Genomic DNA, 26,121 nt, shown 5'->3' with positions numbered 1-26,121 from the left:
GCGCTGTCACCGTGGCCGAAGATGCCGAATAACAATAAGTGGAGAGGCAACTATGCAACCGACTATTCCCCGTGCCGGCCTTGTCCTTGCGGCGAGCCTGATCCTTGCTTCCGGCAGTGTCGCCGCTGCTCAGGAATGGAAATTTCAGATTAACGTCAATGCCGGTGACGACGAGTACCGCATCGCCCAGCAATGGGCCAAGAGCGTCGGCGAGAAAACCAACGGCGAGATCACCGTCGAGGTCCTGCCGACCGGCACCATCGTGGGTAACAACGAGACGCTGGACGCGGTCGGTGCCGGCATCATCCAGGGGCACATCACCGACCCCGGATACTTCTCAGGCAAGAACCCGGCTTTCGCGGTGTACGGCAATATGGTCGGCGCCTGGAGCGGTCCGACGCCGTTTCTCGATTACATGCGCAACGCTGGCGGCGAGGCGGGCTACAACCGCCTGGTCGAGCCATACAACGTTCACCTCATTCGTGCTGGCGCCGTGGGAGCCGAATCCCTGATCAGCAAGCGCAAGATCGAAACGCTCGGCGATCTGAAGGGCCTGAAGGTGCGTGCGCCGGAAGGCATGGTCTCGAACATCTTCAAATTGGTCGGCGCGGCGCCGGTGAATCTGCCCACCTCCGAGGTATACACCGGGCTGGAAAAGGGCGTGATCGACGCAGCCGACTACACGGTGTTCTCCACCAATTACCAGCAGGGCTATCACAAGTACGCGCCATTCGCCGTCTATCCCGGCTTTCACTCGATGCCGATGAAGGACATCTCGGTCAACAAGGCGCTGTGGGATGAGCTAACGCCCGAGCAACAGAAGACTCTCGAAGACTCTGTCGATGCGTTCACCGAACAACTGGTCAGCGATCTGCAGAAAAAGGACGAGGAACAAGTTGCGCTGGCCAAGCAGAAGGGCGACGTGACCCTGACCTCGCTTTCCGACGATCAGTTGAAGAGCTTCCGCCAATCCGCCCGGGAAGAGTGGGCGCGCTGGCGTGAGCGTAGCCCCCAGGCCAAGGAGGCGGTGGATTCGATCCAGGCCTACTTGCAGGACAAAGGCATGCTCTAAGCCGCACCTTGCGGTTCCTCTCTTCGATGACCAAAGGCTCCCTGGCTTCGGCCGGGTAGTCCGAGGAGTTTCGCTGTGAAAAATGCTCAACCTTCATCTGACGATCATCTCGACGCCTGCGCCCCCGAACCGGGCCGCGGATTGCTCGATCGCGGCGTTCGTCGCGCCGGCCAAGCCATCGCCTGGCTGGTGTTCATCGCCATGCTGGTCAGTGTGTTCGAGGTCATCATGCGCTACGGCTTCAACTCGCCGACCGAGTGGGCGCACGAGACCACGACCTTTCTGGTCGCTGCGATCTTCGCGCTGGGTGGGCCCTATGCATTGGCGACCAACCGGCATATCCAGATTCGCATCCTGCTCGACCGGCTTTCGCCGCGTAAGCGGAGCTGGCTGGAATTGCTGAACCTGCTTTTGGGCATCCTGTTCTGTTTGGCGATCGGTTATGCCGCCTGGGTGCTGGCCTATAACGCGACTCACGCGCCTGATGGCAGCTGGCGCCTGGAAACCTCCGGGTCGTCCTGGAACCAGCCGCTGCCGGCCTTCACCAAGATCGTCATTCTCGCCTCGATTGCCCTGATGTGTGTGCAGCAGGTGGTGCGGATCGCGACTCACCGTCGTGCACGTCATGATTCGGATGCCGCGCAATGACCATCGAGATCGCAACCTACCTGATGATCTTCGCGATCTTCGCTTTACTGGTGTTGGGCCTGCCGCTGGCCTTCGTCACCGGCCTGGTGGCCGCCGGTTTCACCCTCGGCTGGTTTGGACCTGTGGCGGTGCCGTTGGTGGCGAGCCGGATGTTCGGCTTTATCACCGAATACTCGTTGGTGGCCGTACCGATGTTCGTCTTCATGGCGGGCTTGCTGGACCGATCGGGTCTGGCGCGGGATCTGTTCAATTCCATGCGCTTTTTCGCCGGTCGGCTGCCGGGCGGGGTCGCGGTACAGACCATCGTCGTGGCGTTCTTTCTCGCTGCGATTTCGGGAATCATCGGTGGCGAAATCGTCCTGCTCGGCGTGCTGGCCCTGCCGCAGATGCTTCGCCTGGGCTACGACAAGCGCATCGCCATCGGCGTGGTCTGCGCGGGTGGCTCGCTGGGCACCATGGTGCCGCCGTCGATCGTGCTGATCATCTACGGGCTGATCGCCAGCGTCTCCATTGCCGACCTGTTCAAGGCGGCGATTATGCCCGCGGCGCTGTTGATGGGCAGCTACATGCTCTACGTGGTGGTGATGTGCATGCGGTATCCGCATATGGGTGGTGCGCATCTGGAGAAGGACATCAATCAGCCACGACTTACGTTGGCCGAAGCCTTCAAGGGCATGTTCTTTCCGATCGCCATCGCCGGGTTGGTGCTCGGCAGCATCTACGGCGGTATCGCCTCGGTCACCGAGGCCGCGGCCATGGGCGCGCTGGGTGTGTTGCTGGCCGTGCTGGTGCGCGGCGAATTCAGCGTCAAGCTGCTTCAGGAAAGCCTGACCCAGACGCTGGAAACCTGCGGAATGATTGTCTGGATCGGTATCGGTGCGGCCTGTCTGGTCGGGGTCTACAACCTGATGGGCGGCAACCGCTTCGTCTCATCCGCGATTACCGGGCTGGAGGTGGCGCCCTTCGTCATCGTGCTGGTGATGATGCTGATCTTCCTGCTGCTGGGCATGTTTCTGGACTGGATCGGCATCGCCATGCTTTGCCTGCCGATCTTCGTGCCCATAGTCGTCGAGCTCGGCTACGACCCGGTGTGGTTCGGCATTTTGTTCGCGGTGAGCATGCAGGTGTCCTACATCTCGCCACCCTTCGGCCCTGCTGCCTTCTATCTCAAAAGCGTGGCGCCGCCGGATATCACGCTGACCGACATCTTCCGTTCGATGGTGCCCTTCATCGTCATTCAGATCGCGGTACTCGGCCTGCTGCTGTATTTCCCGGCCATCTCGACCTGGCTGCTGTAATCAACCCGAACGTTCAATCTGGCGGGCCCGGCGGGTCAGCCGCTGAAACAGGTGCATCGCAAATGACCGACAAACGCCCCCTACGCTCCGCTCAATGGTTCGGCACCACCGACAAGAACGGTTTCATGTACCGCAGCTGGATGAAGAATCAGGGCATTCCGGATCACGAATTCCAGGGCAAGCCGATCATCGGCATCTGCAACACATGGTCCGAACTGACCCCTTGCAACGCGCATTTCCGCAAGATCGCCGAGCACGTGAAAAAAGGCGTGTTGGAAGCAGGCGGGTTTCCGGTGGAGTTTCCGGTGTTCTCCAACGGCGAATCGAACCTCAGGCCGACCGCCATGCTCACCCGTAACCTGGCCAGCATGGATGTGGAAGAGTCGATTCGTGGCAACCCCATCGATGCGGTGGTGCTGCTCACCGGCTGCGACAAGACCACCCCGGCGTTGCTCATGGGGGCAGCAAGTTGCGACGTTCCCGCCATCGTCGTTACCGGCGGTCCGATGCTCAACGGCAAGCATAACGGCCGCGACATCGGCGCCGGGACCATCGTTTGGCAGATGCACGAGGCGTACAAGGGCGGCCTGATCAGTCTCGACGAATTTCTTTCGGCCGAGGCTGGCATGTCGCGCTCGGCCGGCACCTGCAACACCATGGGCACGGCCTCGACCATGGCCTGCATGGCCGAAGCGCTGGGTACTTCGTTGCCGCACAACGCGGCGATTCCCGCAGTGGATTCGCGCCGCTACGTGCTGGCGCATCTGTCCGGCATGCGCATCGTCGAGATGGTTCAGGAAGACCTGCGGCTGTCCAAGGTGCTGACCAAGCAGGCGTTCGAGAATGCCATCCGCGTCAATGCCGCCATTGGCGGTTCGACCAATGCGGTGATCCATCTCAAGGCGATCGCCGGGCGGATAGGCGTCGAGCTCGATCTGGATGACTGGACGCGCATCGGCCGGGGCATGCCCACCATCGTCGACTTGCAGCCGTCGGGGCGCTTCCTGATGGAGGAGTTCTACTACGCCGGTGGCCTGCCCGCTGTGATCCGTCGGTTGGGTGAAAACCAGTTGTTACCCAACCCGGATGCCTTGACCGTCAATGGCAAGTCGCTGTGGGACAACTGCGCCCAAGCACCGATCTACGGGCAGGACGAGGTTATCCGTGCGTTGGACAATCCGCTGCGCGAGGACGGCGGCATCTGCGTGCTGCGCGGTAATCTGGCACCCAGCGGGGCGGTGTTGAAACCCTCTGCGGCGACACCTGAGCTGATGAAGCACCGAGGGCGTGCGGTGGTCTTCGAGGACTTCGACGACTACAAGGCGCGCATCGCCGATCCGGAGCTGGACGTCGATGAAACCTGCGTGTTGGTGATGAAGAACTGCGGACCCAAGGGTTATCCCGGCATGGCCGAGGTCGGCAACATGGGGTTGCCGCCAAAGGTACTGGCGAAGGGGATTACCGACATGGTGCGAATCTCCGATGCGCGGATGAGCGGGACTGCCTACGGCACCGTGGTGTTGCACGTCGCCCCCGAAGCCGCCGCTGGTGGACCGCTGGCAGTGGTGCGTAATGGCGACTTCATCGAACTGGATTGCCTGGCGGGCCGCCTGCATCTGGACATTCCCGATGCAGAGTTGAAAGAGCGATTGGCTGCCTGGCAAGCGCCGCAGGGCTTGTTGTGGGACGGCGGCTATCGGCGGCTGTTCGTCGATCATGTACTACAGGCGGATGAAGGCTGCGACTTCGACTTCCTCGTGGGCTGTCGAGGGGCGGACGTACCGCGTCATTCCCACTGACGGCAGTGCTGTCCGCTGCATGCCCGGCGTAGCTAACGCTGCGCCTTCGGCATCTCTGTCAGCGATGCTGCGGCACTGGTCCCAGCCGGAGCCTTGAGACGGCTGGTGATCACCGTGGCGAGAATGATCAAGGTACCGCCGATCAGCATGCGCAGGGTGGGTTGTTCGTTGAACAGCCACCACGCGAAAGCAATCCCATAGACCGGTTCGAGGGCGAAAATCACCGCCGTGGTCCGCGCCTTCAGCACCTTGAGGCTCGCCACGAACAGGCTGTGCGCCAGTCCCGTACAGAACACGCCGAGTAATCCCAGCCATAGCCAGTCCAGCACTGGTACCGCGGGAAGTGAGGTCCAGGTGACAGGCAGCAGACACAGCAGGATGGTGCCGTTTTGCCAAAGTGCGGCCTGTACCGGGTCGACGCCGCGGGTGACGGCACGGTTGAGCAGCGAGAGCAGGGCGAACGTCAGCCCCGAGAGGATGCCGTAGAGCAGCCCTACAGTGCTTTCACTGGCGAGATCGAAGTGTGGCGTCACCAGCAGCAGGCCTGCGCATACCAGTCCCACCATGGCGAACTCGACCGGACGGGTACGCTCGCGAAACAGCAGTCCTTCAAGCAGCACCGTGAAGGCCGGGAAGCTGGCGAAGCCCAGCGTGGCGATGCCGACCCCTCCGATCTTTACGGCCATGAAGAAGGTGAGCCAGTGCCCGCCCAACAGCACGCCGCCGAGCAACAGGCCAACACGCTGCCGCCCGCTTGGACGGTTGCCGCCGACACGCAAGAACTGCGCTGCCAGCAACAAGGCGATGACGGCAAACAGTGCGCGGCCAAAGGTGATGAGCAGGGGCGGACTTTCGGCCAGCTTGCCGAATACCCCCGAGAGGCCAAACATCAGCGCGCCGAAGTGGATCGCCAATAAGGCGTTGCGGTGGGTCACGGTAGATCCGCCTGCTTGGATCGGCCTTGAAAAGGGGAAGCAGAGGTGTCGAATAAGTTCATCATGGAGCCTCGCGATATGCGTTGGAGCATCGCCCGCAGCGTTGAGCCACCAGGGTAGGTCGTGCGGTGCGGCTCGTCTGTCGCGTCAGTCTCGTGATTTGTCGTGCGTCTCGCGGCGGATGGCGCGAGGCGTAGTGCCGTATTGGCGGTTGAGAGCGGCCGTGAAGGCGCTTTGCGACGCATAGCCGACGCGTGCGGCGATCTCGCCGACTGCCAATTGGGTACTGCTCAGTAGCTCTCGGCCTTGTTGCAGGCGGCGCAATCGGATGAACTCTTGTGGCGTCAGGCCCGTTTCGCTGACGAAACGTACATGGAAGCGTTGTACGGAGAGGCCGGCCAGTCGCGCGAGATCCCTGACTTCAAGCGGATGCGCCAGATGCCGGTCGACGTGGGCATGGAGCGCGGCCAGCGGAAGCGACTGCGGTCGGCTGATTTGCTCGCAGCCTGCCCCCAGGCTGGCCAGCAGCAAGGCTGCGCCTTGTGCGCCAATGATTGAATCGTTGATCGGGCTGGCGGCAAGCCAGCTGACGAGCTGGCTTTGGGATGGCGTCAGCTGTAGTGCTGCGGACTGCTCCAGCAAGCGCTGAGTGGAGCTGGCGTGATGACCAAGGTGCTGTTGTAACCAGCCGCCATCGGGTATGTCCACGACCAGGCAGAGGCTGCCATCGGTGCTACCGCATGCGTGGCGCGCATCACTGGGTACTACAGCAAGGCGTTGTTGTTGAATGCGGCTACCGTGGCCATCAATCTCGAAATCCAGCTGTCCACGCAGGCCGAACACCAATTGCGTATGTTGATGACTGTGAATGACCTGGTCCTGGTTGTAATGACGCAGGGACAGGATGGGCGACATGTTTACCTCGACTGCAAGCGGATGGCGTGGCCGGCTGCGGCGGAATCCGACGCGTGCCGTTGGCACTACATGATGACTTTGTCGCGCAGTTTGTCAGCCGCCTGGTTGAGCGCCTGGATGACACGTTCCTTGTCGAAGTTCTGGACACCGTTGGTATCCAAGTACATGGAGAAACCTGGTAGTTCGTGTTCGACGAAACTATTGGTTGCGCCGAGATCGCGCCGAAAATCCACGACCTGATAGATCTGAACCGGTCGGCTGAACCCCTTGACCGTGATCTGGCCATTGTCGCGGCACATGATGACGTCTTTGACCAGGGAGTAGGTCTCGTGGGAAATGAGAATTTCCCCGGCTTCGGCGGAGCTTTCCAGACGGCTGGCCAGGTTAACTTCGCGGCCGATGATGGTGTAGTCCATGCGGGTGTCGGCACCGAAGTTGCCGACCGTGCAGTAGCCGGTGTTGATCCCCATGCGGATTTCCATCGGCTTCGTAATGCCTTGCGCCCGCCATTGCTGGCGCAGCACCTTCATGTGTTTGCGCATGGCGATGGCCATCGATACCGCCGCCACCGCATCCTTTTTTGCGCCTTGGCTGGTGGGGTCGCCGAAAAACACCATCACGCAGTCACCAACGAACTTGTCGATGGTTCCGCCGTACTTGAGGGTGATCTTCGACATCTCGTTGAGGTAGTTGTTGAGCAGATCGGTCAGGGCTTCTGCTTCCAGCTCTTCGGCGAGCTCGGTGAAGCCCTTGATATCCGAAAAGAACACCGTAAGTTTCTTGCGCTGGGTTTCCAGCCGTACGCTGCGCTTGCCGGAAAAGATCGACTCCCACACCTGCGGGGATAGGTATTTGGCCAGATTACGAGCCAACCGTGCGGCTTTTGCCTGCTCGGCTTCCACTTCGCGGCGCGCCTGTGCCAGTCGCTCGCCCTGCTGGTGCACGTAGTAGGCCGTGATACAGACATACAGGGTGGTGAACAAAATGCTGACCGCCGACACCAGAGTAGGGGTTGCGCCGTCGAAGCGCAAAGGCACCAGCAGGCTGGTCAGCCCGGCACCGATGATCACCATCAGTATGGTCATCAACAAGTGGCGCAGGCTGCCAATAACCAGTGCGCTGAAACCGAGGGTCAGCAGAAACATCATGCTCGGTACCAGGATGCAGCCGAGCAGCACGATTCCCGCTCCGGCATTCAAGGCGTCGAGGCACAGCAGGGTCTGCGAAGTTTGCTCCGGGTATTCGCGCTTGAAGCGATAACTCAGGTGATAGGCGAAATGCGGATAGAGAAGGGTATAGGGGACCATCCACAGCAAGTCGAGGGCGAATTGCTGGGTATAGACACCGGCGGCGAGCGTGGCGGCGCAGGTCAGGTAGGCGAACACCCGGGCGTAGTACTCGCGCAAGGGGCGAGTCGCGAGGCCGTTACGCCGTTCACCGGTCACGGTTGGCATGATGGATAACTATCCCTGAAAGGTTTCAGCGCTCTAGGATGCGCCGTTGGAGGCAACAGCGCATCGAACGACGCTGACCGGCGATCATAACCAAGTCATCGTCATTGCGCCAAATCGCCCGTCCAATCCGTGACGGGCCGCGAGTATCGAGCGGGCCGTGCCTGGCTCAGCCTCAGAAGCGAATCTTTCCAGTGAGCATATCCTTGAGCATGACCCAGTCGCCCAAAAAGCTGTACAGCGGATACTGGAAGGTCGCAGGCCGGTTCTTCTCGAAAACGAAATGGCCGACCCAAGCAAATCCGTATCCAGCCACCGGCATCGCCAGTAGCCACAACCATTGCTGGCTGATGAGCGCATAGGCAAGGATGGCCAGCACCAGCAGGCTGCCCACGTAGTGCAGGCGGCGGCAGATGCGGTTGCTATGCTCAGCTAGGTAGAACGGATAAAAATCAGCAAAGCGGGTAAAGCGTTCGGCGGTTTGCGTGCTCATGCGGCACCTCCTGTTATTGTCGTCATCGCAGTCTAGATTCGCTGACGCTTGCTCGCCATAGGGTTTCGGCTAGGGTATTGCGGACCGGCATCAGAAACCCCGACAGCGCCCCGATGGCATAGGACTGGCGTGGCGAAGCCAGCGCTGACGGCAGTTGCGCCGGAACTTGTGCTGCGGCGCGACGGCCTTAGTTCCAGAGTCCATACAGCGGCATATTCTCGCCGCTCTTTCCAACCCTTCCAGAGGACGCCCAGCATTGGCCAGTAGCCTGCTTGCCCTGATCGACGATATCGCGACGGTTCTCGATGACGTTTCCGTCATGACCAAGGTCGCCGCGAAGAAAACCGCGGGTGTACTCGGCGATGATCTTGCCCTCAACGCCCAGCAGGTCACGGGCGTCAAGGCCGATCGGGAATTGCCTGTCGTCTGGGCGGTGGCCAAGGGATCATTTCGAAACAAGTTGATTCTGGTACCGGCCGCCCTATTGATCAGTGCGTTCATTCCGTGGGCGATTACGCCATTGCTGATGCTCGGCGGTGCGTTTCTGTGTTTCGAGGGCTTCGAGAAGCTGGCGCACCGTTTTCTGCATCGAGACGACAACCACCATGCACAGCAATTGCAGGCGTTGGCGGACCCGCAGGTCGATATGGTCGCCTTTGAGCGGGACAAGATCAGCGGCGCGGTACGCACCGACTTCATCCTCTCGGCCGAAATCATTGCCATCACGCTGGGTACCGTGGCGGCCGCGAGCTTCACCGAACAAGTGGCGGTGCTGGCGGGCATCGCGGTCATCATGACCGTCGGCGTGTACGGGCTGGTCGCCGGTATCGTCAAGCTGGACGATGCCGGTCTGGCCTTGAGTAAAAGCGCCAGTGGCGCGGCGCAGGCGATCGGGCGGGGCATACTGACGGTGGCGCCCTGGTTGATGAAATCGTTGTCGGTGATCGGTACGGCGGCCATGTTCATGGTCGGCGGTGGCATCCTCACCCATGGCATCCAGGCGATTCACCATTTCATCGAGGACAGCGCCCAGAACTCCGTGGCGTTGCCCTATGTCGGCTCGGTGTTGGCTGGGTTGCTGCCGACGGTGCTCGATGCGGCCTTCGGCATCCTCGTCGGGGGACTGGTTTTCGCAGCGCTTACGCTGGGCCGTCGGCTGTTCAAGGGCAAGACCGACGCGGTCTGAGTGCTCACGTTTGAGTGGCGCGCGATTCAGCCGTATCGGCCTGTTCATTGGCTTGGATATTCAGGGGAGAGAAGGGGATGGATGCATTCATGCAGGCGGCAATCGACGAGGCAAGGAAGGGGCTGGCCGAAGGCGGCATTCCGATCGGCTCGGTGATCGTCCACCGAGGACAGATCATCGGGCGTGGACATAACCGACGTGTTCAGCAGGGCAGCGCTGTACTGCACGGCGAGATGGACGCCTTTGAGAATGCCGGGCGGCAACCGGCCTCTGTTTATACCGAATCGGTGCTCTATACGACGCTGTCGCCTTGCTCGATGTGTAGCGGGGCGATCCTGCTATATGGGATTCCCAAAGTCGTGGTTGGCGAGAATCAGACGTTCATGGGCGAAGAGCTGTTGCTACGTGGCCGCGGTGTCGAGGTCGAAGTGTTGCAGGACCCAGGCTGCGTCGAGATGATGCGCAGCTTTATCGCCAATAGCCCTGAACTGTGGAACGAGGATATCGGCGAAACCTAATTGGATCAGTGACGCCAGAACGAGGGTGTCAGCATGACCAGTACGGTAATGATTTCCAGACGGCCGAGCAGCATGCCGACTGAGAGTAGCCACTTTGCAGCGTCTGGCAGAGTCGAGAAGTTGCCGGCTGGACCGATGATCGGCCCCAGGCCGGGACCAACGTTGCAGACCGCTGAAGCCGCGCCTGTGAGTGCGGTGATCGGGTCCAAGCCAAGTAGCGCCAGACACAGGGCCAGCACGCCGATGGTCATGGTGATAAAGAATGAGAATGTCAGAATCGAACGGACGATTTCTTCGTCGAGGTTGTGACCGTTGTACTGCTGGCGTATCACTGCTCGCGGGTGAACCAGTTGCTTGAGGTTCGAACGCAACAGGGCATAGGCGACCTGGAAGCGGAACATCTTCAATCCGCCTGAGGTGGAGCCGGAACATCCGCCAAGGAACGTGAGGTAGAAGAATGCCATGACGGCAAATCCACCCCATTGGGTGTAATCGGTAACGGCGAAGCCGGTGGTGGTGATCACCGATACCACGCTGAACGTTACGATTCGCAGCGAGTCGAGCAAGTTGTCATCATGGTTGAGCCAGTACCAACCGCTGAATAGAAGGCTGGTGAGCGCAAGCATCAGGAGAAATCCCCTGACCTGCTGATCGCGGAATAAAGCGCCGCGATTTCCTCGTGCGGTAGCGACGTACAGCGTAAACGGCAGACTGCCCAGCACCATGAAGAAGATCGCAACCCAATGCGATGCAGAGCTGAATTTGCCGAGAGACGCGTCGGACGTCGAATATCCCCCTGTCGACACGGTCGACATCGCGTGGTTGATGGCATCGAAGCCGCTCATCCCGGCTAGCCAGAATGCAACGAAGGCGGCCAGCGTAAACGCCACATAGATTGCGATCAGGTATTTGCCGGCCATGTGAGAGCGAGGCATGACCTTTTCCGACCAGTCTGATGACTCGGTCTGGAATAAGCGCATGCCACCGACTCGCAGCAACGGCAGGATCGCCACCGCCATACCAATAAAGCCGATGCCTCCAAGCCAGTGCAGCAACGAGCGCCACATCAACAGACCCGGCGATGCACTATCCAACCCTGAAAGTACAGTTGCGCCAGTGGTGGTAACACCTGACATGGTTTCGAAAAAGGCATCGGTATAGCTGATGTGCTGAATGAGCATCAGTGGCAGGGCGGCGAAGCAGCAAACGATCACCCAGCTAATGGTCGTCAGGAAATACATGTCGCGAGGACGCAGGTGGGTGTTCGCCGGGCGGCCTGGCGCTACCAGAGCGAAACCGCAGCTGAAGGTGATGAGGCTCGCCCAGATGAACGCTTGGAGATCATCGGTACGATCGAAAGCGAACAGCGTGATCATTGGAATGACCATGCTGACTGCAAGGGTGATCAGGAAAATGCCGAGGATGAAACCGATAATGCGCAGCGTCGGCAAGGCCATTTTTGATTGATGCTCGGCTCGAAAAATGAGGCCGCCATTCTACGCCTGTCGCAGCGGCAGTAAACCGGCTATCGGCCCGCTGGAAAATCTTTTGTGGAGCACCCCGGGAGGCTCTTCCCAAGTCCGTTGCGATGATTAGAATAGCCGCCCGGGCGCCGGCCCTTTCCCGGTTTCTGGGTGTTCACCTTCCATGTCGATCGACAATCCCTGCCTCACGTGCGGCGCCTGCTGCGCGTATTTTCGTGTGTCCTTCTTCTGGGGCGAGTGCGCCTCATCCGGTGGTACCGTACCCGACAACGTGACCGTGCAGGTCAGCCCGTTTCATGTTGCGATGCTCGGGACCGAATCCAAGCCAGCGCGGTGCGTCGGCCTGATGGGCGATGTGGGGTGTGGCGTGCGTTGCACGATGTATGAGCAGCGCTCGAGTACCTGCCGCGAGTTCGAAGCGTCCTGGGCCGATGGCCAGCACAATGCCCATTGCGACGCGGCCCGGGCCGCCCATGGCCTGCCACCACTGACTCCGCCTTTGGAGCCACATCTGTCGCCTGATCGGGTCGCCTGACCATCGCCTGTCAAGCTGTTAGCCGCTAGGTTGCCAAACAGGCCGTTGTCGAAATGGTGCCGCGCGGTCGCGATGAAACGCCAACACCCCCTAGAATGTCCGATTCGTTTTGGAGGTGTTGGATGGATGCTCTCGACCTGTTGTTCAACCGCGTTTCAGTTACGCGACTCGCTGATCCGGCGCCGACGGCCGCTCAACTGGATGTCTTGTTCCGCGCGGCACTGCGCGCACCGGATCACGGTCAGCTTCGGCCGTGGCGCTTTCTAACCGTTCAGGATGGCGCGCGCGAACGGCTGGGCGAGGTGTTCGTCGAGTCGCTTCGTTTGCGTCAGCCGGATGCGCCAGAGGACGCCCTGACCAAGGCGCGCAAGATGCCGCTGCGCGCACCGCTGCTAGTCGTTGTCATCGCCCAGGTGTTGCCGCACCCAAAAATCCCCCAATCCGAGCAGGTGCTCGCGGTTGCTTGTGCGGCGCATGGTGTGTTGCTGGCGGCGCATGCCCAGGGATTAGGCGCGGTCTGGCGCACCGGTGAGTTCGCCTATGACCGGCATGTGGCACAGCGATTAGGCCTGGCGGAGAACGAACAGGTACTCGGCTTCATTTATCTAGGCACGCCGGAAGGCAATCTGCGGACGCCGCCGGAGTTGGATCCCCAGTCTTTCGTCAGCCGGTGGAACGGCGCGCAGTAGAGCTCAGGTCGGGGATGGAAGGACCGGGCGGTTTTAGCGGCAGCCTCAGGCTGGCGACGAAACCGCCCTCGGGATGATTGCCCAGCAACAGCTCTCCGCCATGCCGTTCGGCGGCGCGGCGGGCGATCGCCAGTCCCAGCCCATGACCGGCAGTGGTCTGCCCCGGCGCGCGGAAGAACGGTTCGCTCAGTCGCGCGAGGTGGGCTTCATCGACACCTGGACCGCGATCACGAATGCTCAGGAGCAGCCAGTCGTTGTCGGCAGTGGCGTACAGCTCGATCGGCGCGCCTTCTGGATTGAAGCGCAGCGCGTTGCGCAGCAGATTGTCCAGCGCTCGCTCCAGCATGTCCGGCCAACCGTGAAATTCAACCGTGGCATCCATCCGGGTTTCGATGCGCTGGGCAGGCGACACGATGCGTGCATTTTCTTCCAGTTGCTGGAACATGGCCGGCAAATCGACCGGGATCGTCGCGCCGGGCTCGGCATCCAGTCTCGCCAGCGCGAGGATCTCACTGATGAGTGCCTCCAGGCGGTCACACTCCTTCGCCAGTCGCGGCCAGATGGCTTCACGCTCCGTCGGGGTCGCTCGTTCGGCGAGCGCCAGGGCAATGCGCAGCCGCGCAAGTGGCGAGCGCAGCTCATGGGAAACGTCACGCAACAGCTGTCGCTGGCTGCCGATCAGGCTCTGCAGGCGCGCGCCCATGCGATTGAAGTCCTTGGCCAACACGCCGAGCTCGTCGCGTCTGGTAGCCAGACGGGCAAGCGAATTCTGCTGATAGGTAGTCTGCCCGAGGTCATGTACGGCGCCGCGAAGGCGGTCGAGGGGGCGCGTGATGGACAGGGTGAGTAGCAGACTGAAGCCGGTCAGCACGACCAGCGTGATGGCGATCGCGCTCAATGGCCAGAACAGGCTGCCACGGTGCCAGGCCTGCAATTCGGAATTGGGAATACGGTAGATGAACAGGTAGGTTTCGCCGCTGAGCGGGCTGGTGTAGTCGGTGGTCAGGCGCCGCCAGGGCAGGCGTCCCGAGAGGTTTTCCTGTCTCGCTTCGAATGCGGCGGCGCGTGCCGGAAAGGTTCCGCGGATGATCGGTTGGCCGTTTTCGGCCAGTACCTGAACGTCGATATGGAAGCGTTGTCGGTGCTGTTCGAGCAAAAACTGCGCAGGCAAGGGGCCCTGGCGCTCGTAGACTCTCGTCCAGATTTCGGCCAGATCCTTGACGCCAGGATGCCGATTGATGATCCAGGAGTCCTGGTTTAGCGCGCGGCCCAGCAGCATGGCAAGGCCGGCCACCAGCGCGATGGCCAGCCAGAATGTTGCAAGGATACGCCAGAACAAAGATCGCAACGGTCATCTCTCTACGACAATGCCCAGTTCGCGCCTCCTCGGTGAGGCGCGACCGGCGGGTTGGTTTCGGACGCACAAGCCTGGAATTAGCTCTTCTGATCGCGCTCGGCTTTCCATTGCTGGAACTCGGCGCGCTCTGCTCGCTTGGCTTCCATCTTCTCGTGCATTTCGTCGAACTGCTTCTGTTGCTCGGGCTTGAGGAGGTTGCGCATCTGTTTGTGGGTGTTTTCTTTGCTCGACTTAAGTTCGTCCAGCATGGCCTTTCGCTCGGCTTCGGGCAGTTTGTCCAGGTAGCGCTGGGTGATTTCGCGACGTTGCTTCATCTGGGCCCCCATCAGGTCGCGCATTTTCGCTTCCTGTTCCTGAGTGAGGTTCAGCTGTTCGAACGGGGCATGTTTGCCGCCATGATGGCGATGGCCCTCGTCGGGCATCGCCATGGCAAGGGTGGGCAGGGCGGAAGCGAAAAGCACGGCTATAACAGTCTTGCGCATCATGAGGTCTCTCCTGTGTATGGGAACCGATCGCCAGAACGCCTGCACGCTTTGCGCTTCGATCGGATGAGCTCAGTCTAGGGAGCGCAAGGTCAACGGCGGTCAGTACAGGGTAAAGGCTCGGTAAAGCCGATCAGGAGGCGTAAAGGTAACCGCGACTGCGAAGGGCGACGATCCTCGGACGACCATCGGGATGAGGGCCAAGCTTGCGCCGCAGGTTGCTGACGTGCATGTCGAGGCTCCGATCATACAGGGTCAGTTTGCGACCGAGGGCGAGCTGCGCCAGTGCCTGCTTGTCCAAAGGCTCGCCCGGCTGGCTGAGCAGCGCTTCCAGAATGCGGCCTTCAGAAAGCGTCAGGGTGACCTCGTGATCGCCGACGCTAGCGACGCCGCGCGCCGGGCTATAGCAAAGATCGCCCAGCTCCAGTTGAGTTGGCGTGCTTGCCGGCTGGCTGCGCCGCAGCACGGCACGTAGCCGGGCGGTGAGCTCGCGGGGATCGCAGGGTTTGGCCAGATAATCGTCTGCGCCCAGTTCCAGGCCGAGGATGCGATCCAGCGGTTCGCCGCGCCCTGAAAGCATCAATACCGGCAGGTCCGGATGTTCACTGCGCAATTGTTTGAGTAGTTCGAGGCCGCTCCCGTCGGGCAGCATCACATCGAGCACCACCGCAGCCGGCTGGTGTTCGGCCAGTGCCGCGCGGGCGCTTTGACCGTCGTGGCAGGCGTGAGCGACAAAACCCTCTTGGGCGAGCCAGCTCACCAGCAGTTCGCAGAGTTCCTCATCATCGTCTATCAGTAACAGTTCGCTCATGCCTTTGCTCGTATCCGCTTCAGTTCAACCATTGCCGGCGCCGGCGTCCCCGCGTGGTGAGAACGCCCAGCAGGAAACCCAGCACGCCGACGCCGCCGCCCACGGCAAACCACTGCTGCTGATCGTTCAGCAGTTGTGGTTGCGGTTGCGCCTTCGGTTGGACTTGCTGCAACTGCATGCGCAGCCGGTGGTTCTCTTGGCGCAGATGCGCCAGCTGAGCCCGCTCGGCATCGGTAATGGCCATGCTGAGGCTGTCGTTGGGCGCTTCGGGCTGTAGTTCATTGTCGGACAGGCGTTCTTCGAGCTCCACCTGTGGTCGTTCGGCAGACGGATCGATTGGACCTTCCTCGGCGTTCACGAGCGGCATGGCAACACTCAGGAAAAACAGCAGGGTTAGCGAACCTTGGCGCATCGGAACTCCTTTTTCCTTAAACGGCCGTAGAAACCCCACGACCAGAGCAATATCTGACGGCGTCAGCCGATCGACTCAGGGAAAGACTTGCTTGAAAGGTTTGACGACCACTTCTCCGTAGACGCCGGCAGCCTTGTACGGATCAGCCGCCGCCCATGCTTCCGCGGCTTGCAGGGATTCGAACTCGGCGACCACCAGGCTTCCGGTGAACCCGGCAGCGCCTGGGTCGTTGCTATCGATGGCTGGATGCGGCCCGGCGAGAATCATGCGGCCTTCGCTTTTCAGCTGCTCGAGACGCGCCAGGTGGGCCGGGCGGGCCGCCAGACGATTCTCTAGCGAGTTCGCTACGTCGGTGGCGATGATGGCGTAGAGCATGTTTACTCCTATGATTCTTCAGGTTCGGGTTGCATGTGGCGGGCCAGGTATACGGCCTGACCTGCCATGAAAAGCAGTGTCAGCCCCAGGCTGCCGAAGACCTTGAAGTCGACCCAGACAGAGGGGTAGACGAAGGCGACGAACAGATTGGCGAAGCCGCAGATGAGGAAGAACAGGATCCAGGCGACATTAAGTTTTGTCCATTGTGCCGGCTGCAACTGTACCGCATGGCCCATTACGCGTTGGATAAGCGGCTTTTCGCCAATGAAATGGCTGCCGGTGAACGCTAGCGCGAACAACCAGTTCAGCACCGGCGCCTTCCACTTGAGAATGGCTTCGCTGTGCAAGGCCAGGGTCAGTCCACCAAACAGCAGGCATGCGGCAAGCGTCAGCCATTGGCTCTTGGTCAGCCGGCGCTGATGAATGAACAGCGCGGCATACACGACGACCGAGCTGATGATGAGCGCCGCGGTCGCGTTGAAAATGCCGCCGACGGTGACGTTCAGATCCGCCAGTTCGAAAGTTCTGGGCTCGAGTTTGTACACCACGAAGAACAGCAGCAGCGGAATGAAGTCGACGATTTGTTTCACGAAGAGAGCCAGAAGCGGTATGTGGGCGGCATAATAGCAAACCGCGCTTTCGGCGGAACGCTGCCTGCGGACCATTTCCTGGACGCGGCGCAAGCTTTGGCGAGGTGGATGACGGCACGAGCGCTGGCGGCGACGGTCAGTAACAGTATGCCGCCAAGCCCCTGGAGAATAGGTCCCGAATGATTGTTGATCTGCATTGCCACAGCACCGCGTCCGATGGCGTGCTCTCGCCCGACGCACTGGTTGAGCGGGCATATGCACGTGGTGTCGAATTGCTCGCGCTGACCGATCACGACACGTTGGAAGGTCTCGATGCCGCCCGTGCCATGGCAGAATCGTTGGGGATCCGGCTGGTCAACGGTATCGAGCTATCGTGCGTCTGGGGCGGCGCGACTATTCATATCCTCGGCTATGCGTTCCGCCGGGACGCCGCGGTGCTGCAGAAGGCCATCGCGGAGTTGCACGACGGCCGCTGGCGTCGGGCGGAACTGATTGCCCAGCGCTTGGAAGTGAAAGGCATGCCGGGCGCGCTGGAAGGCGCACGAGCCGTGCAACAGGAGTTGGGTGACAGCGGCAACGCCCCGGCACGCCCGCACTTTGCCGAATTTCTGGTGCGCGCCGGCCATGTTCGCGACCGCGCCGAAGCATTTCGTAAATGGCTCGGCTCGGGCAAGCTCGGTGATGTCAAACAGCACTGGCCGAGTCTCGAACAAACCGTAACTACGCTGCGCGAAGCGGGGGCTTGGATCAGTCTGGCGCATCCTTGGCAATACGACTTCACTCGTAGCAAGCGGCGGCGTCTGGTGGTCGAGTTCGCCCAGGCCGGTGGCCACGCGCTGGAAGTCGTCAACGGCATGCAGCCGCTGGAGCAGGTCGGCGGTCTGTCGATTCTCGCGCGTGAGTTCGGCCTGATGGCCAGTATCGGCAGCGATTTTCATGCGCCTGGCGACTGGTCGGAGTTGGGAATGTATCGAACCTTGCCGGATGATCTGCCGCCGCTGTGGAGACATTTCGACCATGAACCATGCGAGTCTGCTGCCCGCTGAACAGGGAGTTCCCGTGAGCCAGTTTTTTCAAGTACACCCGGAAAACCCGCAGGCCAGGCTGATCAAGCAGGCGGTGGAAATCATTCGCAACGGCGGAGTGGTGGTTTATCCCACTGACTCGTCGTATGCCATTGGCTGCTCGATGGGCAATAAGGCGGGTATCGAACGTATTCGCCGCTTGCGCCAACTGGATGACAAACACAACTTCACGCTGGTCTGCCGTGATCTGTCCCAGCTCGGCCTGTTTGCCAAGGTCGACACTGCGGCCTTTCGTCTGCTCAAGACGCACTTGCCGGGGCCGTACACCATCATCCTCAGCGCCACCCGAGAAGTGCCACGGATGCTCTTGCACCCCAAGCGCCGAACCATTGGCCTGCGGGTCCCGGCGCAGCCGATCGCCCAGGCGCTGCTTGCCGAGCTCGGTGAGCCATTGATGAGTGTCAGTCTGATACTGCCCGGCGAGACCGAGCCGATGAGCGATCCCTATGAAATGCGCGATGCGCTGGAGCATCAGGTGGACCTGATCATCGACGGAGGTTACGGTGGCGTCGAGGCCTCCACGGTCATCAGCCTGGTGGACGGCGATCCGGAAGTTGTGCGGGTGGGGTGTGGTGATCCCGCGCCTTTCGCTGCCTGACCCGATCCGCTTTTTCGAAAACTACGAAGGAAACCCTTTTGAGCTCCATGGATTCGCAGCGACGTGTGGTCTCTGGAATGCGGCCCAACGGCCGCCTTCATCTTGGCCATTACCACGGCGTATTGAAGAACTGGGTCAGGATGCAGCATGAATATCAGTGCTTTTTCTGCATCGTCGACTGGCACGCTCTGACCACCGATCACGCTGCCGGTAGCGATATCGCCCGGCATGTACAGGACATGGCGATCGATTGGTTGGCGGCAGGGGTTAGCCCGAGCTCCGCAACCCTGTTCATTCAATCCCAGATTCCTGAGCATGCCGAGCTGCATCTGTTACTGTCGATGATCTGTCCCTTGGCCTGGCTGGAGCGCGTGCCGTCCTATAAAGAGCTACAGCTCGATTCGCAGCATAAGGATCTCGGCACGTACGGCTTCCTCGGTTATCCGCTGCTACAAGCCGCCGATATTCTGGCCTACCGAGCCGGGGTCGTGCCGGTGGGTGCCGACCAGTTGCCGCATATCGAGTTCGCGCGTGACGTGGCGCGACGCTTTAATCATCTCTATGGCTGCGAGGAAGACTTCGAGGCGAAGGCTGAGGCCGCCATACGCAAACTCGGCAAGAAGAGCTCCAAGCTCTATACCAGCCTGCGCAAGAGCTATCAGGAACAGGGTGATCTCGAGGCGTTGAACACCGCCCGCGCCCTTCTCAAGGATCAGCAGACCATCACCATCGGGGATCAGGAGCGTCTGTTCGGGTATCTGGAAGGAAGCGGCAGATTGTTGCTGCCCGAGCCGCAGGCTCTGCTGAGCGATTCGTCCAAGCTGTCGGGACTCGACGGCGGCAAAATGGCCAAGTCGGCCAGCAATTCCATTTTCCTGCGCGACACGCCTGACGAAATCGAAGAGAAGATCAAGCGAATGCCCACCGATCCGGCACGGGTGCACCGTCACGATCCCGGTGAGCCGACGCGCTGCCCCGTCTGGCAGATGCACCTTTCCCATTCGGGAGAGGAGGTCTGCCAATGGGCCGAACAGGGCTGCCGCAGCGCGGGTATCGGTTGTCTGGAATGCAAAGCGCCGCTGATCGAGGCGATCCAACTCGAGTTGGCACCGCTCCAAGAGCGGGCTCAGGATTACGAGCAGAATCCGGATCTGGTGCGCAGCATTCTGGCTGAAGGGGCCGAGCAGGCCCGTGACGAGGTCCGGGAAACGCTGATGGTCGTGCGTCAGGCCATGGGCCTGAACTACCGCTAGAGGTCGCGGGGCCACAGGACTAAGCTGTTGCCGCTTTCAATATCCTTCGACCGTGGAGAGAGCATGCAGGAACCCCAGGCCGCCGCGCCGATCGACCCGCCCGGCGAGCAGTTACGGCTGGCGTTGGTCTACGGTGAGGCATTCAACAGTCTGCCGCAGGATCTCTATATCCCGCCAGATGCGCTGGAGGTGTTTCTCGAGGCGTTCGAGGGGCCGCTGGATCTGCTGCTCTATCTGATTCGCAAGCAGAACATTGACATCCTGGATATTCCGGTTGCGGAGATCACCCGCCAGTACATGGGCTACGTCGAGCTGATGAAGGCGGTGCGTCTGGAGCTGGCTGCCGAATACCTGGTGATGGCCGCGATGCTGGCGGAAATCAAGTCGCGTATGCTGCTGCCGCGTTCGGCTGAGGTGGAAGAAGACGAGCTCGACCCGCGTGCCGAACTGATACGCCGGTTGCAGGAATACGAGCGCTTCAAGGCGGCCTCCGAAGATCTCGATCAATTACCACGTGTCGGTCGCGAGCTACATGTGCCGCGACTGGATGCGCCGGATGCACGGGCGCGCAAGCTGTTGCCCGAGGTCAGTTTGGAGGAGCTGCTGATCTCCATGGCCGAGGTGTTGCGCCGTGCCGACATGTTCGAAAGCCATCAGGTCACGCGCGAAACGCTGTCGACTCGTGAGCGCATGAGCGATGTGCTGGAAAGGCTCAAAGGCGGCGCTTTCGTTCCCTTTGCCGCTCTGTTCACGATCGAGGAAGGTCGGCTTGGCGTAGTGGTCACGTTCATGGCGGTGCTCGAACTGATCAAGGAATCCTTAGTCGAGTTGGTGCAGAACGAACCCTTCGCGCCGATTCATGTTCGAGCTCGGGTCGAATAGTTGTTTGTGCGATTTATGGATGAGCCGAGGTAGTCAAGGTTGAATCTTTCCGATCCCAAGGATCTCGCTTCGCTGCTCGAAGCTTTTCTGCTGGCGGCGGGCAAGCCGATGTCGATCGACCGAATGGCCGAGCTGTTCGAAGAAGCTGAGCGGCCCGCGCCGGCACTGTTGCGCAAAGCACTGGAGGTGCTCGACAAGTCCTGCAAGGGGCGTGCGTTCGAACTGAAGGAGGTTGCCAGTGGCTATCGTCTGCAGGTTCGCGAGCGCTTTTCGCCCTGGGTGGGGCGGCTCTGGGAGGAGCGGCCGCAGCGCTATTCGCGCGCCTTGCTGGAGACCCTGGTGCTGATCGCCTACCGGCAACCGATTACCCGGGGCGAGATCGAGGACATTCGTGGCGTCGCGGTTAACAGTCAGATCGTCAAGACACTGCTGGAGCGCGAATGGGTGAGAGTGGTTGGCCATCGCGACGTTCCGGGGCGACCGGCCATGTTCGCCACCACCAAGCAGTTTCTCGATCACTTCAACCTCAAGAACCTCGACGAGCTGCCACCGCTGGCGGTGCTGCGTGAAATGGAGCCCGAGCCGCTGCCAGTGGATGTGGAAGAAGCGCCCGTGCCGGTGGCGTTGCAGGCTCGTGCAGATCTCGAACAGGAACCGGAGGAGGCCTCTCGCGGGCAAACCAGCTTTCGCAGCCTGCTGGCCGAGCTGGACAGCATGGAAACAGGTCTCAAAACCGACTTCGACGACCTGCGTGACGAAGCGGACGACGAAAGCCAACGTCTTCCAGACGAGGATCGCCGCGATTATTGATCCGCGGACTGCCGGCCTGCCAGATAGCTGCTGTAGTCGGGGATGCTCAGGGAGTGGGCTTCATCGAGCAGAGGGCTCGACAATAGATAGTCGGCGCTGCTCTCGTTGGCCGCCAGCGGGATGTTCCACACGGCGGCAACCCGCAGCAGCGCTTTCACATCTGGATCATGGGGCTGCGGTTCGAAGGGATCCCAGAAGAACACCAGCATGTCGATCCGTCGCTCGGCGATGCGTGCGCCGATTTGCTGGTCCCCGCCCAGCGGGCCGCTGATCATGCATTCCACCGGCAGCGCCAGGCGCCGTTCAATCAGTAGGCCCGTGGTTCCGGTCGCGAGCAGTTCATGCCTTGCCAGCCGCTCTTTCTGCCGGTCGGCCCATTCCAGCAGACGCTCCTTGCAGTGATCGTGCGCTACTAGCGCAATGCGCTTGCGGGCGGGCAGTGTCGCGGTAACGAAATCGATACGGTTCATGTTCTTCCCTGGCTGATTGGGCGGTAGGGCCGAAGCGCTGACTACGGCGCCTCGTGCAGGGCGCGGCAAGTATCCAGCATCCGATTGGAAAATCCCCACTCGTTGTCATACCAGGCCATCACTTTCAGCAGTCGTCCGCTAACCTTGGTGTGGTTGGTGTCGAAAATCGACGACATCGGGTTGTGGTTGAAATCGCAGGAAACCAGCGGCAGCGAGTTACAGGCCAGTATGGGCGAGCGTCGGCTGGCGTCCAGCATCAGTGCATTGACTTCCTCTGCAGTGGTTTCCTGGCTGAGCTCCAGGGTCAGGTCCACCAGCGATACGTTGATCACCGGCACCCGGACGGCCATGCCGGTCAGCTTGCCGGCCAGCTCCGGCAACACCAGGCCAACGGCTTCGGCGGCACCGGTCTTGGTCGGGATCATCGACTGAGTGGCCGAGCGAGCGCGGTAGGGGTCACTGTGATAAACGTCGGACAGGTTCTGGTCGTTGGTATAGGCGTGGATAGTGGTCATCAGCCCGTGCTCGATACCGTATTCGCGTGACAGCACCTGTGCGACCGGAGCCAGGCAGTTGGTGGTGCAGGATGCATTGGAGATGATCTGATGCGACTGGCGCAGAATGTCGTGATTGACGCCGTAGACGATGGTGGCATCGGCGCCGGAAGCCGGAGCGGAGATGATGACCTTGCCGGCGCCGGCCTGCAGGTGAGCGCTGGCTTTCTCGCGGGAGGTAAATAGACCGGTACACTCGAAGACCACATCGACTTCGTGCTGGCGCCAAGGCAGTTCTGCCGGGTTGCGGATCGCCGTCACGGCGATCGAATCTCCATTGACTATCAGCCGATCATCGCCGACCTCGATTTTTGCGTCGAAATGACCATGGACGCTGTCGTACTGCAAGAGGTGGGCATTCATCGCCGAGCTGCCGAGGTCGTTGATCGCCACGACCTGCAGATGTTCGCGGTAATCGTGGCTGTACAGGGCACGGAGGACGTTGCGTCCGATACGGCCGAAGCCGTTGATGGCGATACGAATGGTCATAATGAGTCCCTGGCGGAATTTGTTGTAGGAATTACAAGATTATTCCTGTCAAAATAGAAATCAAGCCCAAATACATGTTGTTTTGTTGGTAAAACTACAGATTCATGAGCAGGAGTGATGGCATGCACCCGCGGATTCAAGAAGTTACCGAACGTTTGATCGAGCGCAGCCGTCCGTCGCGGCAGCGCTACCTTGCCCAGATGGCCGGCGCGGCGAGCGATGGGCCTCAGCGCGGCAAGCTGCAATGTGCCAACTTCGCGCACGGTGTGGCGGGTTGCGCATCGACCAGCGACAAACAGCAGCTGCGGCTGATGAACGAGGCCAACGTGGCGATCGTCTCGGCGTACAACGACATGCTGTCGGCGCACCAGCCGTACGAGCATTTTCCGGAGATCATCAAGCAGGCGTTGCGAGACGTCGGCTCGATTGGCCAGTTCGCCGGCGGCGTACCGGCCATGTGCGATGGCGTGACCCAGGGCGAGGCGGGAATGGAAATGAGCCTGGCCAGTCGCGAGGTGATTGCTATGTCGACCGCCATCGCACTGTCACACAACATGTTCGATGCGGCGCTGTATCTGGGCATCTGCGACAAGATCATCCCGGGTCTGATGATCGGTGCCTTGCGCTTCGGCCATCTGCCGGCCGTGTTCGTACCGGGCGGGCCGATGCCATCGGGCATTCCCAACAAGCAGAAGGCCGAGGTTCGCCAGCGCTACGCCGAAGGCAAGGCCAGTCGTGAAGAGCTGCTGGAGTCGGAAATGCTGTCCTATCACAGCCCGGGCACCTGCACTTTCTATGGCACGGCGAACACCAATCAGGTGGTGATGGAAATCATGGGGCTGCACCTGCCGGGCTCGTCCTTCGTCAATCCCTATACCCCGTTGCGCGACGAGCTGACCCGCGAGGCGGCGCGCCAGGTCGCTCGCCTGACCCCGCAGTCCGGCAACTACTTGCCACTGTGCAAGATCGTCGACGAGAAGGCGATCATCAACTCGGTGGTGGCCCTGAACGCCACGGGCGGCTCGACCAACCACACCTTGCATATTCCGGCTTTCGCCCAGGCGGCGGGCATCCAATTGACCTGGCAGGATATGGCCGATATTTCCGCGGTGACGCCGACACTGGCCAAGGTCTATCCCAATGGCCAGGCCGACGTGAATCATTTCCATGCCTGTGGCGGGGTGCCTTTCATGGTGCGTACGCTGCTCGATGCCGGCCTGTTGCACGAAGACGTTTATACCGTGATGGGTCAGGGGCTCAAGCAATACACCCAGGAACCTTTCCTCGAAGACGGACGGCTGGTCTGGCGAGAGGGCCCGCAAGATAGCCTCGATGAAGCCATCCTGCGTCCCACCGGTCGTCCGTTCTCGCCCGAGGGCGGCTTGCGCGTACTGGAAGGCAACCTCGGGCGTGGCGTGACCAAAATTTCCGCGGTCGCTCCGGAGCACCGTGTGGTCGAGGCACCAGCGCGAGTGTTCAGTGACCAGGCGGAGTTGGCGCAGGCATTCAAGAACGGCGAGCTGGAAAAGGACTTCATCGCCGTGGTGCGCTTCCAGGGGCCGAAGGCCAACGGCATGCCGGAGCTGCACAAGCTGACGCCGTTCCTCGGCGTGCTACAGGATCGTGGCCATAAGGTGGCGCTGGTTACCGACGGACGCATGTCTGGTGCATCGGGCAAGGTACCGGCGGCGATTCACGTCAGTCCCGAGGCGCTCGATGGCGGTCCGTTGTGCCGAGTGCGAGACGGTGATGTCATTCGTGTCGACGGTGACACGGGCGAACTCCGTGTGCTGGTAGATCAGGCCGAGTTCGACGCCCGCGAGCGGGTGATGGCACCGAACGATTTGGGCATCGGTTGCGGCCGCGAGCTGTTCGGCTTTCTCCGTGCCGCGTTCAGCCCGGCGGAGAAGGGCGCGAGCGTGTTTACCGAGGAGCTGGAGGCGCTCAAGTGACGGCACTGGTAGGCGATATCGGTGGCACCAATGCCCGCTTCGCGCTGTGGCGTGATCAGCAGATCGAGTCGGTGAGGGTGTTGCCGACCATTGATTATCCGCGTCCTGAAGATGCCATCCGCGCTTATCTGCGCGGCGTCGGGCAGAGTGTCGAAGCGCTGCAGGCGGTCTGTCTTGCCTGTGCCGGCCCGGTTTCCGGCGACGAGTTCGTCTTCACCAACAATCACTGGCGCCTGAGTCGCAAGGCCTTCTGCCAGGACCTTGGCTTGAGCGATCTGTTGCTGATCAACGACTTCACCGCGATGGCGCTGGGCATGACCCGGCTGGGTGACGACGAACTGATTACCGTCTGTGAAGGCCATTCCGAGCCGGGGCGTGCGCGTCTGGTGATCGGGCCGGGGACCGGCCTCGGGGTTGCCACGCTGCTGCCGATGCCAGACGGTAGCTGGCATGCTTTACCTGGCGAAGGGGGGCATGTTTGCCTGCCGGTCGGCAGTGTTCGTGAAGCCGCGCTCTGGCGGCACCTGCACGAAAAGCTCGGTCATGTGAACGCCGAAGCTGTGCTCAGCGGTGGTGGCTTGCTGGAGCTGTACCGAGCCAGCTGCGCGCTGGATGGCGAGCCTGCAACCCTGACGACTCCGGCAGAAGTGACAGCGGGTGCGTTGAGCGGTGATGCAACCGCTGCAGCGGTGTTGGAACAATTCTGCGTATCGTTGGGTCGGATTGCCGGCGATAACGTGTTGACCACCGGTGCGCGCGGTGGTGTCTATGTGGCTGGCGGTATAGTGCCGCGTTTCGTCGAGTTCTTCATGCGCAGCGGTTTTCGTCAGAGCTTTCGCGACAAAGGTTGCATGAGCCGCTATTTTGACGACGTCCCAGTCTGGGTGGTGACGGCCGATTATCCTGGTCTGGAGGGCGCTGGCGTCGCGCTGCAGCAGTTGCTGGAGGTCGTGCCGACTGGGCCTTGAACGGCCTTGA

28 protein-coding genes are annotated in these 26,121 nt (G+C 61.0%); 15 read left to right on the top strand and 13 right to left on the bottom strand.

The features are described from left to right. Positions 1–52: 52 nt before the first annotated feature. The 4 genes from dctP to ACL0K2_RS03510 all read left to right on the top strand — a co-directional run bounded on the left by dctP (position 53) and on the right by ACL0K2_RS03510 (position 4,817). On the top strand, positions 53–1,072 hold the full coding sequence (gene dctP, locus ACL0K2_RS03525; RefSeq protein WP_045162619.1) for a TRAP transporter substrate-binding protein DctP: 1,020 nt from the start codon (positions 53–55) through the stop codon (positions 1,070–1,072). Between the two features lie 75 nt (positions 1,073–1,147). Continuing rightward, on the top strand, positions 1,148–1,720 hold the full coding sequence (locus ACL0K2_RS03520; protein ID WP_045162618.1) for a TRAP transporter small permease subunit: 573 nt from the start codon (positions 1,148–1,150) through the stop codon (positions 1,718–1,720). After that, positions 1,717–3,018, top strand: a complete 1,302-nt coding sequence (locus ACL0K2_RS03515) for a TRAP transporter large permease (protein ID WP_045162617.1) — start codon at positions 1,717–1,719, stop codon at positions 3,016–3,018. Before ACL0K2_RS03520 ends, ACL0K2_RS03515 begins: the two co-directional genes overlap by 4 nt. 62 nt (positions 3,019–3,080) lie before the next feature. Then, positions 3,081–4,817: an IlvD/Edd family dehydratase gene (locus ACL0K2_RS03510; protein ID WP_045162616.1), complete on the top strand. Its 1,737-nt coding sequence runs from the start codon at positions 3,081–3,083 to the stop codon at positions 4,815–4,817. Between the two features lie 32 nt (positions 4,818–4,849). Here the strand turns inward: ACL0K2_RS03510 and ACL0K2_RS03505 are convergent, their stop codons facing one another. The 4 genes from ACL0K2_RS03505 to ACL0K2_RS03490 form a co-directional block, all read right to left on the bottom strand. Continuing rightward, a complete protein-coding gene (locus tag ACL0K2_RS03505) occupies positions 4,850–5,752 on the bottom strand; it encodes a DMT family transporter (RefSeq protein WP_413043782.1) in 903 nt (300 codons plus the stop codon). A gap of 147 nt (positions 5,753–5,899) precedes the next feature. Further along, on the bottom strand, positions 5,900–6,667 hold the full coding sequence (locus ACL0K2_RS03500; protein ID WP_155397643.1) for an AraC family transcriptional regulator: 768 nt from the start codon (positions 6,665–6,667) through the stop codon (positions 5,900–5,902). A 65-nt stretch (positions 6,668–6,732) separates the two neighbouring features. Then, complete coding sequence (locus ACL0K2_RS03495) at positions 6,733–8,121, bottom strand: adenylate/guanylate cyclase domain-containing protein (RefSeq protein ID WP_045162614.1); 1,389 nt, start codon at positions 8,119–8,121, stop codon at positions 6,733–6,735. Positions 8,122–8,293: 172 nt separating this feature from the next. Further along, on the bottom strand, positions 8,294–8,611 hold the full coding sequence (locus ACL0K2_RS03490; protein WP_045162613.1) for an Mpo1-like protein: 318 nt from the start codon (positions 8,609–8,611) through the stop codon (positions 8,294–8,296). A gap of 256 nt (positions 8,612–8,867) precedes the next feature. Between ACL0K2_RS03490 and ACL0K2_RS03485 the strand changes: the two genes are divergently transcribed. Both ACL0K2_RS03485 and ACL0K2_RS03480 read left to right on the top strand, forming a co-directional pair. Beyond that, positions 8,868–9,797, top strand: a complete 930-nt coding sequence (locus ACL0K2_RS03485; protein ID WP_413043781.1) for a DUF808 domain-containing protein — start codon at positions 8,868–8,870, stop codon at positions 9,795–9,797. 77 nt (positions 9,798–9,874) lie between these two features. Further along, positions 9,875–10,315, top strand: a complete 441-nt coding sequence (locus ACL0K2_RS03480; protein ID WP_045162611.1) for a nucleoside deaminase — start codon at positions 9,875–9,877, stop codon at positions 10,313–10,315. Positions 10,316–10,320: 5 nt separating this feature from the next. On the opposite strand, the gene ACL0K2_RS03475 is transcribed toward ACL0K2_RS03480, so the two are convergent. Then, entirely contained in the window at positions 10,321–11,772 is a 1,452-nt protein-coding gene (locus ACL0K2_RS03475; RefSeq protein WP_413043780.1) for a TrkH family potassium uptake protein, read from the bottom strand. 190 nt (positions 11,773–11,962) lie between these two features. On the opposite strand from ACL0K2_RS03475, the gene ACL0K2_RS03470 reads away from it, so the two are divergent. Together ACL0K2_RS03470 and ACL0K2_RS03465 are read left to right on the top strand one after the other, a co-directional pair. Beyond that, positions 11,963–12,334, top strand: coding sequence for a YkgJ family cysteine cluster protein (locus ACL0K2_RS03470; RefSeq protein WP_080890617.1), 372 nt, complete (start codon positions 11,963–11,965; stop codon positions 12,332–12,334). A gap of 122 nt (positions 12,335–12,456) precedes the next feature. After that, complete coding sequence (locus ACL0K2_RS03465; RefSeq protein WP_413043779.1) at positions 12,457–13,023, top strand: nitroreductase; 567 nt, start codon at positions 12,457–12,459, stop codon at positions 13,021–13,023. Here ACL0K2_RS03465 and ACL0K2_RS03460 read toward each other — a convergent pair. The 6 genes from ACL0K2_RS03460 to ispZ form a co-directional block, all read right to left on the bottom strand. Then, on the bottom strand, positions 12,998–14,371 hold the full coding sequence (locus tag ACL0K2_RS03460; protein WP_413043778.1) for a sensor histidine kinase: 1,374 nt from the start codon (positions 14,369–14,371) through the stop codon (positions 12,998–13,000). The two genes, ACL0K2_RS03465 and ACL0K2_RS03460, sit on opposite strands and share 26 nt — an antisense overlap. 86 nt (positions 14,372–14,457) lie before the next feature. Continuing rightward, the gene (locus tag ACL0K2_RS03455; RefSeq protein WP_413044431.1) at positions 14,458–14,862 is read right to left on the bottom strand and encodes a Spy/CpxP family protein refolding chaperone; all 405 of its coding nucleotides are present in this window, start codon (positions 14,860–14,862) and stop codon (positions 14,458–14,460) included. 133 nt (positions 14,863–14,995) lie between these two features. Beyond that, positions 14,996–15,673 (bottom strand): response regulator transcription factor, encoded by a 678-nt coding sequence (locus ACL0K2_RS03450; protein WP_045162606.1) that lies wholly within the window; start codon positions 15,671–15,673, stop codon positions 14,996–14,998. Between the two features lie 19 nt (positions 15,674–15,692). Continuing rightward, complete coding sequence (locus ACL0K2_RS03445; protein WP_239609639.1) at positions 15,693–16,085, bottom strand: hypothetical protein; 393 nt, start codon at positions 16,083–16,085, stop codon at positions 15,693–15,695. Between the two features lie 75 nt (positions 16,086–16,160). Next, positions 16,161–16,460, bottom strand: coding sequence for a YciI family protein (locus ACL0K2_RS03440; RefSeq protein ID WP_045162604.1), 300 nt, complete (start codon positions 16,458–16,460; stop codon positions 16,161–16,163). 8 nt (positions 16,461–16,468) lie between these two features. Beyond that, entirely contained in the window at positions 16,469–17,050 is a 582-nt protein-coding gene (gene ispZ / locus ACL0K2_RS03435; protein ID WP_045162675.1) for a septation protein IspZ, read from the bottom strand. A gap of 179 nt (positions 17,051–17,229) precedes the next feature. On the opposite strand from ispZ, the gene ACL0K2_RS03430 reads away from it, so the two are divergent. The 5 genes from ACL0K2_RS03430 (at position 17,230) to scpB (ending at position 21,678) form a co-directional block, all read left to right on the top strand. Beyond that, on the top strand, positions 17,230–18,096 hold the full coding sequence (locus ACL0K2_RS03430) for a PHP domain-containing protein (protein ID WP_045162603.1): 867 nt from the start codon (positions 17,230–17,232) through the stop codon (positions 18,094–18,096). Between the two features lie 13 nt (positions 18,097–18,109). After that, positions 18,110–18,733 (top strand): L-threonylcarbamoyladenylate synthase, encoded by a 624-nt coding sequence (locus tag ACL0K2_RS03425; protein WP_045162674.1) that lies wholly within the window; start codon positions 18,110–18,112, stop codon positions 18,731–18,733. Positions 18,734–18,780: 47 nt separating this feature from the next. Next, positions 18,781–19,986 carry a tryptophan--tRNA ligase gene (locus tag ACL0K2_RS03420; protein WP_413044430.1) on the top strand — a complete coding sequence of 402 codons (1,206 nt, stop codon included), beginning with the start codon at positions 18,781–18,783 and terminating at the stop codon, positions 19,984–19,986. A gap of 183 nt (positions 19,987–20,169) precedes the next feature. Further along, positions 20,170–20,868 carry a segregation and condensation protein A gene (locus tag ACL0K2_RS03415; RefSeq protein ID WP_239609702.1) on the top strand — a complete coding sequence of 233 codons (699 nt, stop codon included), beginning with the start codon at positions 20,170–20,172 and terminating at the stop codon, positions 20,866–20,868. A 39-nt stretch (positions 20,869–20,907) separates the two neighbouring features. Beyond that, a complete protein-coding gene (scpB, locus tag ACL0K2_RS03410) occupies positions 20,908–21,678 on the top strand; it encodes an SMC-Scp complex subunit ScpB (RefSeq protein ID WP_239609635.1) in 771 nt (256 codons plus the stop codon). Here scpB and ACL0K2_RS03405 read toward each other — a convergent pair. After that, positions 21,672–22,148 carry a methylglyoxal synthase gene (locus ACL0K2_RS03405; protein ID WP_045162600.1) on the bottom strand — a complete coding sequence of 159 codons (477 nt, stop codon included), beginning with the start codon at positions 22,146–22,148 and terminating at the stop codon, positions 21,672–21,674. The two genes, scpB and ACL0K2_RS03405, sit on opposite strands and share 7 nt — an antisense overlap. Positions 22,149–22,189: 41 nt before the next feature. After that, positions 22,190–23,191, bottom strand: coding sequence for a type I glyceraldehyde-3-phosphate dehydrogenase (gene gap, locus ACL0K2_RS03400; RefSeq protein ID WP_045162599.1), 1,002 nt, complete (start codon positions 23,189–23,191; stop codon positions 22,190–22,192). 122 nt (positions 23,192–23,313) lie between these two features. On the opposite strand from gap, the gene edd reads away from it, so the two are divergent. Continuing rightward, on the top strand, positions 23,314–25,143 hold the full coding sequence (edd, locus tag ACL0K2_RS03395) for a phosphogluconate dehydratase (RefSeq protein WP_045162598.1): 1,830 nt from the start codon (positions 23,314–23,316) through the stop codon (positions 25,141–25,143). Beyond that, a complete protein-coding gene (locus ACL0K2_RS03390) occupies positions 25,140–26,111 on the top strand; it encodes a glucokinase (protein WP_413043777.1) in 972 nt (323 codons plus the stop codon). Before edd ends, ACL0K2_RS03390 begins: the two co-directional genes overlap by 4 nt. Positions 26,112–26,121 lie beyond the last annotated feature (10 nt).

Source organism: Pseudomonas sp. YJ42 (genome assembly GCF_047225135.1).
In the GTDB taxonomy this organism is placed as follows: Bacteria; Pseudomonadota; Gammaproteobacteria; order Pseudomonadales; family Pseudomonadaceae; genus Stutzerimonas; species Stutzerimonas stutzeri_E.
This window is presented reverse-complemented; position numbering and strand designations above follow the sequence as displayed.

Coding starts and splice junctions, on each gene's coding strand:
- ACL0K2_RS03420 (WP_413044430.1), top strand. CDS start 18,781: ATGGATTCGCAGCGACGTGTGGTCTCTGGAATGCGGCCCAACGGCCGC.
- ACL0K2_RS03445 (WP_239609639.1), bottom strand. CDS start 16,085: ATGCGCCAAGGTTCGCTAACCCTGCTGTTTTTCCTGAGTGTTGCCATG.
- ACL0K2_RS03405 (WP_045162600.1), bottom strand. CDS start 22,148: ATGAACCGTATCGATTTCGTTACCGCGACACTGCCCGCCCGCAAGCGC.
- ACL0K2_RS03465 (WP_413043779.1), top strand. CDS start 12,457: ATGGATGCTCTCGACCTGTTGTTCAACCGCGTTTCAGTTACGCGACTC.
- ACL0K2_RS03440 (WP_045162604.1), bottom strand. CDS start 16,460: ATGCTCTACGCCATCATCGCCACCGACGTAGCGAACTCGCTAGAGAAT.
- ACL0K2_RS03470 (WP_080890617.1), top strand. CDS start 11,963: ATGTCGATCGACAATCCCTGCCTCACGTGCGGCGCCTGCTGCGCGTAT.
- ACL0K2_RS03455 (WP_413044431.1), bottom strand. CDS start 14,862: ATGCGCAAGACTGTTATAGCCGTGCTTTTCGCTTCCGCCCTGCCCACC.
- ACL0K2_RS03430 (WP_045162603.1), top strand. CDS start 17,230: ATGATTGTTGATCTGCATTGCCACAGCACCGCGTCCGATGGCGTGCTC.
- ACL0K2_RS03475 (WP_413043780.1), bottom strand. CDS start 11,772: ATGGCCTTGCCGACGCTGCGCATTATCGGTTTCATCCTCGGCATTTTC.
- gap (WP_045162599.1), bottom strand. CDS start 23,191: ATGACCATTCGTATCGCCATCAACGGCTTCGGCCGTATCGGACGCAAC.
- ACL0K2_RS03490 (WP_045162613.1), bottom strand. CDS start 8,611: ATGAGCACGCAAACCGCCGAACGCTTTACCCGCTTTGCTGATTTTTAT.
- ACL0K2_RS03450 (WP_045162606.1), bottom strand. CDS start 15,673: ATGAGCGAACTGTTACTGATAGACGATGATGAGGAACTCTGCGAACTG.
- ACL0K2_RS03510 (WP_045162616.1), top strand. CDS start 3,081: ATGACCGACAAACGCCCCCTACGCTCCGCTCAATGGTTCGGCACCACC.
- ACL0K2_RS03480 (WP_045162611.1), top strand. CDS start 9,875: ATGGATGCATTCATGCAGGCGGCAATCGACGAGGCAAGGAAGGGGCTG.
- ACL0K2_RS03495 (WP_045162614.1), bottom strand. CDS start 8,121: ATGCCAACCGTGACCGGTGAACGGCGTAACGGCCTCGCGACTCGCCCC.
- edd (WP_045162598.1), top strand. CDS start 23,314: ATGCACCCGCGGATTCAAGAAGTTACCGAACGTTTGATCGAGCGCAGC.
- ACL0K2_RS03500 (WP_155397643.1), bottom strand. CDS start 6,667: ATGTCGCCCATCCTGTCCCTGCGTCATTACAACCAGGACCAGGTCATT.
- ACL0K2_RS03515 (WP_045162617.1), top strand. CDS start 1,717: ATGACCATCGAGATCGCAACCTACCTGATGATCTTCGCGATCTTCGCT.
- dctP (WP_045162619.1), top strand. CDS start 53: ATGCAACCGACTATTCCCCGTGCCGGCCTTGTCCTTGCGGCGAGCCTG.